The 13,234-nt window shown below is 41.7% G+C and carries 16 protein-coding genes; all 16 read right to left on the bottom strand.

Going from position 1 to position 13,234, the window contains the following annotated elements; genetic code table 11:
* Window positions 1-79 precede the first annotated feature (79 nt).
* The 16 genes from ACYQY7_RS05250 to yqfC all read right to left on the bottom strand — a co-directional run bounded on the left by ACYQY7_RS05250 (window position 80) and on the right by yqfC (window position 13,217).
* Window positions 80-1,198 (bottom strand): Nif3-like dinuclear metal center hexameric protein, encoded by a 1,119-nt coding sequence (locus ACYQY7_RS05250; RefSeq protein ID WP_461201066.1) that lies wholly within the window; start codon window positions 1,196-1,198, stop codon window positions 80-82.
* On the bottom strand, window positions 1,195-1,899 hold the full coding sequence (locus ACYQY7_RS05255; protein WP_461201067.1) for a tRNA (adenine(22)-N(1))-methyltransferase: 705 nt from the start codon (window positions 1,897-1,899) through the stop codon (window positions 1,195-1,197). Before ACYQY7_RS05255 ends, ACYQY7_RS05250 begins: the two co-directional genes overlap by 4 nt.
* Before the next feature lie 91 nt (window positions 1,900-1,990).
* Window positions 1,991-2,353 carry a cytochrome c550 gene (gene cccA, locus ACYQY7_RS05260; protein WP_461201068.1) on the bottom strand — a complete coding sequence of 121 codons (363 nt, stop codon included), beginning with the start codon at window positions 2,351-2,353 and terminating at the stop codon, window positions 1,991-1,993.
* 110 nt (window positions 2,354-2,463) lie between these two features.
* Complete coding sequence (locus ACYQY7_RS05265; RefSeq protein ID WP_461201069.1) at window positions 2,464-3,000, bottom strand: hypothetical protein; 537 nt, start codon at window positions 2,998-3,000, stop codon at window positions 2,464-2,466.
* 74 nt (window positions 3,001-3,074) lie between these two features.
* Window positions 3,075-4,193, bottom strand: coding sequence for an RNA polymerase sigma factor RpoD (gene rpoD, locus ACYQY7_RS05270; RefSeq protein ID WP_461201070.1), 1,119 nt, complete (start codon window positions 4,191-4,193; stop codon window positions 3,075-3,077).
* The gene (gene dnaG / locus ACYQY7_RS05275; protein WP_461201071.1) at window positions 4,186-6,000 is read right to left on the bottom strand and encodes a DNA primase; all 1,815 of its coding nucleotides are present in this window, start codon (window positions 5,998-6,000) and stop codon (window positions 4,186-4,188) included. The genes rpoD and dnaG overlap by 8 nt, the downstream gene beginning before the upstream one ends.
* 306 nt (window positions 6,001-6,306) lie before the next feature.
* Entirely contained in the window at window positions 6,307-7,113 is an 807-nt protein-coding gene (locus tag ACYQY7_RS05280; RefSeq protein WP_461201072.1) for a pyruvate, water dikinase regulatory protein, read from the bottom strand.
* 12 nt (window positions 7,114-7,125) lie between these two features.
* Window positions 7,126-7,755 carry a helix-turn-helix transcriptional regulator gene (locus ACYQY7_RS05285; protein WP_082180317.1) on the bottom strand — a complete coding sequence of 210 codons (630 nt, stop codon included), beginning with the start codon at window positions 7,753-7,755 and terminating at the stop codon, window positions 7,126-7,128.
* Window positions 7,756-7,846: 91 nt separating this feature from the next.
* Window positions 7,847-8,608: a DNA repair protein RecO gene (gene recO / locus ACYQY7_RS05290; RefSeq protein WP_461201073.1), complete on the bottom strand. Its 762-nt coding sequence runs from the start codon at window positions 8,606-8,608 to the stop codon at window positions 7,847-7,849.
* Window positions 8,609-8,627: 19 nt separating this feature from the next.
* Entirely contained in the window at window positions 8,628-8,771 is a 144-nt protein-coding gene (locus tag ACYQY7_RS05295) for a YqzL family protein (RefSeq protein WP_461201074.1), read from the bottom strand.
* Between the two features lie 99 nt (window positions 8,772-8,870).
* Window positions 8,871-9,779: a GTPase Era gene (era, locus tag ACYQY7_RS05300; protein ID WP_461201075.1), complete on the bottom strand. Its 909-nt coding sequence runs from the start codon at window positions 9,777-9,779 to the stop codon at window positions 8,871-8,873.
* A gap of 66 nt (window positions 9,780-9,845) precedes the next feature.
* Window positions 9,846-10,232: a diacylglycerol kinase family protein gene (locus tag ACYQY7_RS05305; protein WP_461201076.1), complete on the bottom strand. Its 387-nt coding sequence runs from the start codon at window positions 10,230-10,232 to the stop codon at window positions 9,846-9,848.
* A 6-nt stretch (window positions 10,233-10,238) separates the two neighbouring features.
* Entirely contained in the window at window positions 10,239-10,706 is a 468-nt protein-coding gene (gene ybeY / locus ACYQY7_RS05310; protein WP_461201077.1) for an rRNA maturation RNase YbeY, read from the bottom strand.
* Between the two features lie 60 nt (window positions 10,707-10,766).
* Window positions 10,767-11,729: a PhoH family protein gene (locus tag ACYQY7_RS05315; RefSeq protein ID WP_461201078.1), complete on the bottom strand. Its 963-nt coding sequence runs from the start codon at window positions 11,727-11,729 to the stop codon at window positions 10,767-10,769.
* Window positions 11,730-11,732: 3 nt separating this feature from the next.
* On the bottom strand, window positions 11,733-12,920 hold the full coding sequence (gene yqfD, locus ACYQY7_RS05320; protein ID WP_461201079.1) for a sporulation protein YqfD: 1,188 nt from the start codon (window positions 12,918-12,920) through the stop codon (window positions 11,733-11,735).
* A 12-nt stretch (window positions 12,921-12,932) separates the two neighbouring features.
* Window positions 12,933-13,217, bottom strand: coding sequence for a sporulation protein YqfC (yqfC, locus tag ACYQY7_RS05325; RefSeq protein WP_055441010.1), 285 nt, complete (start codon window positions 13,215-13,217; stop codon window positions 12,933-12,935).
* Window positions 13,218-13,234: the final 17 nt, after the last annotated feature.

Consider the following 13,234-nt stretch of genomic DNA (forward strand, 5'->3'; position numbering starts at 1 on the left):
TTAACAAAAGAAAAACGATTTTGTCCTTGACAAAATCGTTTTTCAACAGTCTGAAAAAAGAGGCGAATAAGCCTCTTTTTTATATGAACGTAAACGGTTCTGTATTCGTTTGCGACACGTATATATCGACATCGAATTTTTGTTGTGCACATATCGTTTTTAATACGTTCGCAACTCCTTCTTTCATCACCTTTTCGACATGATGCCCTGGGTCAACGACATTTAAACCGAGCATTAACGCATCATGTGCGACATGATAATATAAGTCACCTGTTACGTACACGTCAGCACCGCTCATTTTTGCTTCGTGAACATATTTATTTCCGTCACCGCCGATGACCGCTACTTTATGAACGCGGTTCGTCAGCTCGCCAACGACACGAACAGACGGTACACGCAATGATGTTTTTACATGTTGGGCAAATTGTTGCAACGTCATCTCTTCGCTTAACGTCCCGATTCGTCCCAGCCCATATGTCGTTCCTTTGTTGTCGAGAGGATATACATCATATGCCACTTCTTCATACGGATGAGCTTGTAACATCGCTTGAATGACCTTTCGTTGCAAGCGTGCAGGAACGATCGTTTCGATGCGTACTTCTTCTACTGTTTCTAACTTTCCTTGTTGACCGATAAACGGACTTGCTCCTTCTCTCGGTAAAAACGTACCTATGCCTTCGGTATTGAACGTACAATGGCTATAATTTCCGATATGTCCAGCCCCTACATCACCCATCGCTTTTCTCACGACATCCGCATGTGTGCGTGGCACATATACAACAATTTTTTTCAGTTGCTCTTCGTACGTTGGTACGAGAACGTTAACGTTTTGCAATTGCAACGCTTCAGCGAGCCAGTCGTTCACCCCGCCCTTAGCTATATCTAGATTCGTATGGGCAGCATAAATGGCTATATTATGTTTAATACACTTTTCAATCATACGACCATACGGCTGATCAGTAACAATATGTTTGAGCGGACGAAAAATCGGTGGATGATGCGCAATAATTAAATCAATTTTATGTTCAATCGCTTCATCAACGACATGCTCTAATACGTCTAACGTAATCATGATGCGGCGAATTGGCTTGTTTAACGTACCAATTTGCAAACCGATTTTATCGCCTTCCATTGCTAAATGTTTTGGAGCAAACTGTTCGAACAGTTGAATCATTTCATATCCATTTGGGGTTTTCATCTGTTTAAAACCTCCTCCACCATCTGCAATGTTTCAACAAATTGTTGTTTCTTTTTCATTGCTTCTTCTGTTTTTGCATGTTTCAGTTGCTCGATAACATCCCGCCAATGTTTCATTTCTAGCGTCCATTTTTTTTCAAACACTTCATTTCGCTCTTTTAATAAAAACGGACCGAGCAACAATTCGACATGGAGCTGCGTATATGGTAGATAAGGATTGCCGCGCTCCGCAACGAGCACTTCATAAATTTGCCCATCTTCTTCTAAAATGCGTTCATCTATTAGCTCCCACCCATTTTCTAACAACCATTTTCGCACAATATGCGCACCGACATTGGGCTGCAAAATAAGACGCTTCGCAGCTGTTAACTTTTCTTTTCCTGCTTCTAAAATGTTCGAGATGAGCGTGCCCCCCATCCCGGCAATTGTGACACAATCAACTTCATTTGGCGCTACAACTTGTAGGCCGTCTCCTTTACGAACGGAAATAACGTGGGAAAGTCCACATTTTTCCACTTGTTGCTTTGCTGAGCGAAACGGCCCATCCGCGACCTCCCCCGCAACCGCTTTTGTTATGTATCCGTGCAAATATGCATAGCATGGCAAATATGCATGGTCTGAACCGATATCTGCTAGTACGCTTCCTTTTGGAATAAATGAAACAACCGTTTGCAACCGTTTAGATAGCTGTAATTCGTCCAATGATGGTCACCACACTTTTTTCTTCAGTTTATCATGTTTTTCAAAAAACGAAAAATCCCTTCACTAAGGTAAAGGGACTTTTCTCCTTCGTTTATTTCAATTCAGCAAGCCATTTTGCCATCTCTTCTGCTTGATCGGCAGGGACTAATCCACCTGGCATGCTTCCGCGACCGTTTACTAATACCTCTTTAATTTGATCAACAGATAGACGGTCACCTAAACCTTTTAACGCTGGACCAACGCCACCTTCATAGTTCGCACCGTGACATGCTACACAGCTTTTTTTGTAAATGTCTTCTGGACCCGCAGCAGCTGTTTCTTCTGTCTTCGCGCCGCCTTCTTTCTCTTTCGCAACTTCTTTCATATCCCCGAGGCCTTTTACAGACAGAAAGAAAATGAGGCCAATTCCCATCACCATAATGAGTGCAAATGGGATTAACGGATTACGATTCATACTTTACCCTCCCTTATGTAATAAAGCATGTTTTTCAAAATGAAAACGTTACAAACAATTTTATTGTACTTTAAATTCCCATAAAGGAAAAGCCCTGTATGTAAATTTTTTTAAATGAAAAACGAAGAAAAAAGAAGGATGATGCCGACAACCCCCGAAATGACAAAATACATGAGTGAAAAACGCCAACCGATCAATAGCCAAACAAAGCAATTACATATTACTGTAATTGCTAATGCGCTCGTACTTCCCGAAAAATAAACATCGCATGCGCGGATCGAAAGTAAAAGAAGAGACAATGCGCCAACGATAAGGGAAATATGGGTAAGCATTTTATGTTGTGCAAAAAAACGGACGGTCATCAAACAAACTATGACAAAAAGTGACAAAATGAGCGTTTGCAAAACGAACGACAATTCAGTAAAATAAATGACAAGAAGGGCAAAAGGTAAAAAGATGCCGATCATGATCATCGTAAATCGAACGGCCCATGTCGGAACTTGCTTCGTCGGTTGAGCAACATCATCGTTATGATTCCCTTCGGTATACAACGCAAGCAAAAAATCGCAATATTGTTCCGGCAACAATCGCGTTCGTTTCCAATATTTAATTTCGTTAATAATAATTTCTTTTCGTTTTTGTTCCATTGAATACGCATTCCTTCCTAAATAAAGAAATAGCTTACTTCCATTGTAAGAAGTAAACTATTTCTTGTAAACGGTTATTCTAAAAAGTCTTTTAAACGCTTGCTACGGCTTGGGTGACGCAGTTTCCGCAACGCTTTTGCTTCAATTTGGCGAATGCGCTCGCGCGTTACACCGAACACTTTTCCGACTTCTTCAAGCGTTCGTGTACGACCGTCGTCAAGACCGAAGCGAAGACGAAGAACATTTTCTTCACGATCTGTTAGCGTATCTAACACGTCTTCAAGCTGCTCTTTCAGCAGTTCATACGCTGCATGTTCGGCTGGAGATGTCGCATCTTGGTCTTCAATGAAATCGCCTAAATGGGAGTCGTCTTCTTCACCAATCGGCGTTTCAAGCGATACAGGCTCTTGGGCAATTTTTAAAATTTCACGCACCTTTTCTGGCGTTAAATCCATCTCTTCCGCAATTTCTTCCGGAGATGGCTCGCGACCGAGGTCTTGTAAAAGTTGCCGTTGAACGCGAATGAGTTTGTTAATCGTTTCAACCATGTGAACAGGAATGCGAATCGTACGTGCTTGATCCGCAATCGCACGCGTAATCGCTTGGCGAATCCACCATGTTGCATATGTGCTGAATTTATATCCTTTGCGGTAATCGAACTTTTCGACTGCTTTAATTAAGCCCATATTTCCTTCTTGAATCAAGTCAAGAAAAAGCATGCCGCGACCAACGTAACGTTTGGCGATGCTCACAACGAGGCGGAGGTTCGCTTCAGCAAGACGGCGCTTTGCTTCTTCGTCACCTTGTTCGATCCGTTTCGCTAACTCAATTTCTTCCTCTGCTGACAATAATGGAACACGACCAATTTCTTTTAGATACATACGAACAGGGTCGTTAATTTTCACACCTGGCGGAACGCTTAAATCGTTTAAATCGAACTCTTCGTCTTTTAAATCGTCGAAGTCCGGATCATCTAAATTCTCATCATCTAAATCGGACTCACCGACGACTTCGATACCTTGCTCATTTAAATATTCATAATATTCGTCCATTTGATCAGAATCAAGATCAAACGGGGATAATCGTTCAGCGATTTCTTCATAGGTAAGAACACTACGTTTTTTACCTAGTTCAACTAATTGTTCTTTCACTTGTTCTAACGTTAAATCGGAATGTGTTGACTTTTCAGCCATTTATTCCCCTCCTTCCAAAATGCAAAGACTTTCGCATCGCGATGATTTCGCTAGCAATGCGTTTGGCGCGTTCATAATCTTTTTGGCGTTCAGCTTCGCGCAACTGCGTTTCTTTTTGCTTAAGCAACTGTTCTTTCGGATAATTGAGCACGCATTGAATGTAATCTTGTAACTCCGCTGATGAAATATCTTCGTTGATCGACATCATGGACAACTCTGTAACAATGCGTTTTAATTGCGGATCATGAATGCGTTCAAGTAACGAGCTTACATCGGGTTCGTGTCCTTCTTCGTAAAACGCATATAAATAAGCGACAATAGCGCGATGTTCTTCGATGTTAAATGCGCCTTCGATCGCCTCTTGCACAGTTAATGCGATCGTTTTATCGCGCAACATATGAGCAATTAATATCCGTTCTGCTTTTTGAAAAGCAGGTAACAATTTCGCCTTCGCAGGTAAAATTACTGTCTCGCGGCGTTCTTGCTTTCGGTCAGTTTGTTGCTTTTTTCCGTATACTATCATTTGCTCGCGTAACGCATCCATAGAAATCGAAAACTCATCCGCTAGTTGTCGCAAATAATAGTCAGCTTCAATAGCATTAGATAAGCGACTAATTTCTTTGACTGCATCTTCAATGTAACGAAGTCGCTCGCTTTCATTTTGTAAATGACGCCCACGCTTCAAATATTCTAGCTTAAATGCAGTAAGCGATAAGCTTGCATCAAGCACATGATGGCGAAAGCGGTCGGCACCATATTTTCGCACATATTCATCAGGATCGAGCCCATCTGGTATCATCGCCACTTTGACATAACAACCAGCCTCCGTAAGCGTCTCCGAAGCTCTGAGCGCAGCATCTATTCCGGCTCGATCGCCATCGTAACAAACGATAACAGATGAAGCGTTTCGCCGTAGCATGCGCGCCTGTTCTTCTGATAAAGCTGTTCCCATCGTTGCTACCGCATGGGAAATGCCAGCTTGCACAGCAGCAATTACATCCGCAAAACCTTCAAACAACACTACTTGCTGTTTTTGGCGCATCGGCACGCGCGCCTCATGAAAGTGATATAAAATGTTTCGTTTGTTGAAAATAGGTGTTTCAGGACTGTTCAAGTACTTCGGATCTTCGTTTCCGAGCGCTCTCCCCGAGAACGCAACCGTTTCTCCGTGATGGTTATGGATCGGGAACATAACGCGATGACGAAAACGATCAAAATATGAGTCCTCTCCTGACTTTTTTACGATTAATCCTGCTTGTTCCATCAGAGAAAGCGAAAAACCTTTGTTTGTTAAAAATGTAACAGCCGCATTCCAAGATGGCAAAGCGTAGCCAATTTCAAACTGTTCGATGATTTCGCGCGTAAATCCCCGATGAAGTAAGTAGCTTAATGCTTCCTCTCCTTCATTTGTATGCATAAGCAAATGATGATAAAACTTTTTTAGCAGCTCATGCGCAGCGATCATCGTTGCTGTTTCTGTCCGCTCAGCTGTCGGATGATCATCGACAACGTGCGACAAATCTACGTTTGCTCGCGGTGCCAATCGCTTCACCGCTTCTATGAATGTGATTCCTTCGATGTCCATCAAAAATGAAAACACATTTCCGCCTGCTCCACAGCCGAAACAGTGGTAAATTTGCTTTTCTGGTGAAACAGAAAAAGAAGGCGTTTTCTCTCCGTGGAAAGGACATAAACCAAAATAGTTGCGTCCTTGTTTTTTGAGTGAGACATACTGCTCAATGATGTCTACAATGTCGACTGAGCGACGAATGTGCTCAACCGTTTCTTCAGGAATGCGTTGTCCCATATTTCAACAGCTCCAAACATATTTCGACAAAACGTGTGGCTTTGATCCAGTTGTTTCGTATTGTTTTTATTCTCCATTGCGCGAAACAATCCTTCTTTTTGACAAAAAAATATTGTCGAAAATCCCGATGCATTGTCACTTGACAATTAGCTATAAATAGTTTATTCGTCCTATGTTCAGTCTAAACCTGTTTTATCACAATTTTTTATTATAATATAAAAAACGTCCGTTGGCTATATAAATGCATAAACGTTTTTATGAAAAAGGAAAAGCACATATCACTTGTTGTGATTGTGCTTCGTCTGTTTATTTTTCTCTTTTGCGCATAATATTCATAATGACATTCGCTGTTTCTTCAACCGCTTTATTTGTCACATCAATGACTTCACAACCAATTTTTTTCACAATCCCATCAAAATATTGCAATTCTTCTTTAATTCGATCAATGTTTGCGTAAATGGCGCGGTCATCTAAACCGAGCGATTTTAACCGCTCACGACGAATTTCATTTAACTTCTCTGGACTAATTTTTAGACCAAAACATTTTTCAGGCGGCACTTGAAATAATTCTTCTGGTGGATCAACTTCTGGAACAATCGGCATGTTAGCAACCTTAAAGCGCTTATGGGCTAAATATTGCGATAGCGGCGTTTTCGACGTGCGCGATACTCCGATTAAAACGATATCGGCTCGCAAAATACCACGAGGGTCACGTCCATCATCATACTTTACCGCAAATTCAATCGCTTCAATTTTACGGAAATAATCTTCATCTAACACGCGAATAGGCCCTGGTTCGCAACGTGGTGGCATTTGTAGCAACTTTGCCATTTGTTCAATGAGCGGTCCGATAATGTCGTATACAGGAACTCCTTCACGTGCCGCTTCAGCTAATAAAAATTGGCGCATTTTCGGTATAACTAATGTAAAAACGATAATACCTCGGTTCATTTTTGCTAACGCGACAACTTCTGATAACGTTTCAACGTCTTCTACGTAAGGAACACGCCGAAATTGAACGAGCACCCCTTGGAACTGACTCGCTGCTGCCTTTACAACGAGTTCGGCCGTCTCTCCTGCTGAATCGGATACGACGTATACGATTTGACTCATGGTTTTCCCCCTTTAAAGCACGTCTTCTTTTGCTAACGCGACAAGTACCTTTGTCATATTCGTTTTTGTAATACGCCCGATGACTTCATACCCTTTGTCCACCTTTTTGACGACTGGCATCGCATCAATTTGCTTTTCAATTAACTTTTGGGCGACATCAATGAGTAAATCATCTTTTTCACAAAACGTAATATTTGGCATTCGCGTCATAATAATGTTAACAGGAATAGACGTCAATTCTTGTTTTCCGATGCTGGCGCGCAGCAAATCTTTTCGGGACAGCACACCGACAAGCAACGACTCTTCATCCACAACAAACAACGTGCCGACATCTTCTAAAAACATCGTAACAATCGCATCATAGACGCTCATGTTTTCGTGAATAACAACCGGAATAGACTGATAGTCGCTCACTTTAATTTTTCTAATTTTATCAGCAAGCAGTTGCGTTCCTGTTTTTCCTGTATAAAAATAACCAACACGAGGTCTCGCTTCTAAATACCCCGCCATCGTTAAAATCGCTAAATCCGGCCGTAACGTCGCACGTGTTAAGTTGAGCTTCTCAGCAATATGTTCTCCTGTAATCGGTCCGTGATCTTTGACGATTTGCAAAATTTGTTCTTGACGTTTATTGAGTTCGATTGTCGCTCACCACCTTACAATAGGCTACACTATAAGACCATATTATAATTCATCTTTACATTTTGCAAACAAAAGTGGGAAGCGGACAATATTATATTTGTCCGCTTTCACCTTTTAACGTATGGAGCTGCTGTAAAAAACGTTTCGTCTTCAGCGAAAGACCCGAATATTCATCGTAATAAGCTGAAATAATCGTTTGTAATTGTTTTTTCGTTTCCTGCTTGACAGCGATTTGACCAATGCGAGACAAATCTACGTAGTAAAAAAGGCGAAGTAATTTTAAAACCGACGGAGCCATCGGAATACAGTATGGATCGTGCTCAAAACAACGGTGACACAAAAATCCTCCTTGCGCAATCGAAAAAGCAAACGTGCCTTCTTTCTCTTCGCAAACAGCACAGCCGTCTAACTTCGGATACAATCCGAATGCCGGAAGCAGTTTCATTTCGTATATGTACGTCAACACTTCCGCGTCAAGTCCTTCGTTCATATACGTGAGCGTTTGTAAAAGAAGTTCAAACAAATACGGATTTGGTCTTCTTTCCTCCGTTGCTTTATCTGTCAATTCAACAACATACGAGGCGTATGCTGTTAAAAAAATGTCCTCACGTATATGGCGCATCGTTGAAAGCAATTCTCCTTGATGTAAACTTCCAACACCGCGACTTTTTTGAATCAAATAAATACCGTATGTAAACATTTGCGTAACAGAAGAAAGGCGGCTGCTCGGCTTTTTCGCACCTCTTGCCATCGCAGCGACCTTTCCCCATTCGCGTGTAAATATTGTAACGATTTTATTTGTCTCTCCATAGTCAATCGTTCGAATGACAATTCCTTCACACTTTTCAAACATATAACATAACCTTCCAAAGTTACAGGACGTGATAATCTCGCTCAGTTAAATGATACGTTGAATCGCTCGCTTGCTCTTGCGCTTCGCGTTCTAGCTCCTTAAATAACAGATACGTGTCAATATTCCCTGTTTGACTAAATAGCTTCCAGGTAAAATCGAGCATCGAACCACACCTTTCTCTCGTTAGTTGACGGTGATTGAGCAGCTCACTTGTAGTTTGCCCGTTTGTCGCTGTCACGATGTCTTTTAAAATTTTACAGTATTAATATTCATCTTCGCGATAGCCAAGGTCTCGCAACTGTGCCATTTTATTTCGCCAGTCTTTTTGTACTTTCACCCATAGTTCTAAAAACACTTTTGAACCGAGCAGCGCTTCAATATCGACTCGCGCTCGCTGACCGATTTCCTTTAACATTTGACCGCGCTTGCCGATAATAATTCCTTTTTGAGAATCGCGCTCAACGATAATGGTCGCTGCAACATATACGGTATCGCTATTTTCCCGACGTTCAATCGAGTCTATGACAACCGCAATGGAATGTGGTACTTCTTCGCGCGTTAAATGGAGCGCTTTTTCGCGAATAAATTCAGCAATAATAAATCGCTCTGGATGATCCGTCACTTGATGCGCAGGATAATATTGCGGTCCTTCAGGCAAGTAGTTTTTAATTTGCTGCAACAACGTCTCTACATTGTTGCCTTGCAACGCTGAAATAGGAATGACTTCGGCAAACGAATGGAGTGAGCGATATTGCTCAATGAGCGGCAATAAATCGTCGGGATGTATTTGATCAATTTTATTGATGACTAAAAATACTGGTGTTTGCACTTGTTTTAAACGTTCGATAATAAATTCATCACCGCGACCGAGCCCCTCGACAGCATTCACCATAAATAAAATTAAATCAACTTCTTGCAACGCGCTTTGCGCCACTTTGACCATAAAATCGCCAAGCTTATGTTTCGGTTTATGAATGCCCGGCGTATCAATGAAAATAATTTGCGCGTCATCTGTTGTGTACACACCTTGAATTTTATTGCGCGTCGTTTGTGGCTTGTCGCTCATAATAGCAATTTTTTGACCGATGACGCGATTTAAAAATGTAGATTTTCCTACATTCGGTCTTCCGATAATTGCTACGAATCCTGATTTATATCCTTCTCGAATCATAAAAACCTCCATCGCATAAAATATGCTTGCTTTTTATTTTACCAAAATATGAACCCAATTTCACTACTATTTATGAAAATGTAAAGAATTTTTAAAAAATACATACAGATAAGGAAGGAAAATGGAAATTCCTATTATCACGGATATAAAAGCAAACACGAGTACAGCGCCAGCAGCTAAATCTTTCGCTTCTTTTGCTAACGGTCGATGCTCGTCCGTCACTAAATCAACCGTCCGCTCTATTGCGCTATTGACGATTTCTAAGCTAATGACTGCCCCGATCGTCAAAAGCAACACGAGCCATTCCATTTTCGAGATACGAAACATCGCTGCAGCAACGATAACAGCAACCGTTGCCACGAGATGAATGCGCATATTTCGTTCATGACAAACGGCAAGACGAATGCCATTTAGAGCATATAATACGCTAGCGACAAACCGCTTCCAACGCATCATCAATCATCTCGTTAGGCCAAATTGTTGTAATATTAGCTCTTGTTTCGTAAACATCTCTTTTTCTTCTTCCTCTGTTTCATGATCATAGCCAAGCAAATGTAAAAAACCGTGTACCGCTAAAAAACCGAGTTCACGCATAAATGAATGACCGTATTGCTCCGCTTGCTCGCGTGCTTTCGGCACAGAAATAATAATATCCCCGAGCACAGGTGGAACATCTACACCGACAATTTCGATTTCTTCTTCGCCCATTTCTTCAAGGGCGAACGAAATGACATCTGTCGGCTGATCTTTTCCGCGATAGTCGCGGTTGATTTCACGAATTTTTTCATTGTCAACAAACGTAATGCTCACCTCTGCGCCATCTGGCACATTCTCTTCCTTTGCAGCATGTTGCAATAGTTTTTCAATCAGTTCTACTTGTTCTTCTGTCATCTCGTTTGTTTCATCCATAAAGTCAATCACTAACATAAAATTCCCCTCTTTCTTCTGTTAAAGTACAAAAAGGACCCACATCAACATGGGTCGCATTTACATTCCAGCATCTTCGTATGCAGCGATAATTTTGCCGACGAGTGGATGGCGTACAACATCAGCTTGCTCCAAAAAGACGAATGAAATTCCGCTTACATTCGTCAAAATGTCTTTTGCAATCGCAAGCCCAGAACGAACTCCTTTTGGCAAATCGACTTGTGAAATATCTCCCGTAATCACCATTTTCGAGCCGAAACCGAGACGTGTTAAAAACATTTTCATTTGCGAAGGCGTCGTATTTTGCGCTTCGTCTAAAATGACGAACGCATCATCTAACGTTCGCCCGCGCATATATGCAAGCGGAGCAATTTCAATCGCACCGCGCTCAATTAATCGTTGGGTATGTTCATGACCAAGCACGTCATGAAGCGCATCATAAAGCGGCCGTAAATACGGATCGACTTTTTCTTTTAAATCCCCCGGCAAAAAGCCTAAATTTTCCCCTGCTTCAACAGCTGGACGCGTCAAAATAATCCGCTTGACTTGTCCGTTTTTTAACGCTTGTACAGCCATCACAACCGCTAAATACGTTTTTCCTGTTCCTGCTGGTCCAATGCCAAAAATTAAATCATGGCGCTGGATGGCAGAAACGTATTGACGCTGACCGAGCGTTTTAACACGAATCGCTTTTCCTTTTGCGTTTTTTCCAATTTCTTCGTTGTACAACTCTACAAAATAAGAAATCGTACCGTTCTTCGCCATTTGTAGCGCATAAAGCACATCACGTTCGCTAATGACAATGCCTTTGCGGATAACAAGCAACAAATGACGCAACAACTCATCAACGAGCTCAATATGTTGTTTATTTCCTGACACGCTTACCGATTCGCCACGCGTCACAATTGAAACACCGAGTTCTTGTTCAATGCGTTTTAAATGAACATCGTGCGTACCGAACAAAGCAAGCGCCTCATCTGCATTTTGTACGTTAGGGTAAATCGTGACAAACTGTTCCGACATTCCTCAGTCTCCTTGAATAATTGGTTGTGGTATCGCAATGTTTTCAATGACTTGGTAATGCATTTCTACTTTTACTTTACCATTCTCTTTCGACTCATGCAAAACTTTTTCACCTTGAATGTTCGCATCCGCAGGCAGTTGTCGCTGTAACTGCTCGCGCGCAATTTGTTTCGCTACCGCTTTTGCTTGCTCGTACGAATACTCACGAACGGCCACTTCTTTTTCACGCCACACGACTTTTTCATAAACAATCGGTAACGTCCATGTGAAAAAGCGAAACGTTTTTTCGTCTACTTGCTTTTCAAATTGTGAAAACTGCTCTTCATGATCCCAAAAAATCGGGATTTTCCACGACCAAAAACGAATGTAATGTGTTTCACGCTTTTTTCCCGTAAACATATAAAACGTCGTTTTTAACGGAACGACGACCGTAGACTTGTACCATGTCTCCCCTAAAATTTGACCGCGCGCTGGCACGATCTCTGTCTGTCCTTCTTTTCCAATAAAACCGGAAACGAGCAACTGCCCTGGAACGACATGATCATTCACTTCTACAACCGCTTGACCCTGCTCAACAAACATATACGTAATGACCGCTTTTTTCTTCGCAACAAGATGTTGTGGCGCATTCGCTTTCGTTTGTGTCGGCTTCTTTTTTTCAACGACTTGGCAATATAGCGTCGTCCCGCGCCATTCAACACCAATCCACGTAATCGTATCCATATTGTTCATTAACGTTCGCTGAATCGCTTCAGGAGTAGGGATGACAAACTGTAGCGCACCACGTTCAACCCCTATTTTTTTTAATTGTTGTCTCACAGTATGTTCGACTTCTGGATTCGCCCCTGTGACTTCAATACGCCAAATTATGTTAGATAATAAAAAAACGACGCACATAAAGGCAACTAATCCGACAACGATACCGCTATTTTTCCATGACGTTTTCAACCAAAACGGTGCTCCTCGCCGTTCGAGAACATATAGCTTACATCCACTTTTTCGCATCGCTACTCGCACATGACGAATATCGCGAAGAAACATGTAACACGTGAGCGAGCTTTCGTCCTCTCGCCTCACGTTCCATACGTATATTCCTCGCCGTGTAAATTCATTTAATAATCGCTCTAATCCTTTTCCAACAATACGTATACGCAAATGTCCGGCCACGCGATACATCCATTCGTTTTTCACACTCGCCCCCCCTTATTCTTCCAAATATAACACTTGGCTAATCTTTCCCTCGAGCAAAATTTCTTCTGGCAAAATCGTTTTAATACTAAACGATTCCCCTTTGACAAGTAGCTGCCCGTTTTTTAACAACAAGCGCAATTCGCGATCTGTAAACAAAAGTAACCCGCGATGATTTTCTATGTAAATATGAATATGCCCAATCATTGTAATACGGGGGAGGTCAGCGACAACATCTGCAGGTAATTCCATTTGATTTGTTAACCATTGTCGCATGTTGTTTTTCCATTTTCCGATCATAAACAAAACCCCCTTTC

Source organism: Anoxybacillus sp. TBDG-1 (genome assembly GCF_054815885.1).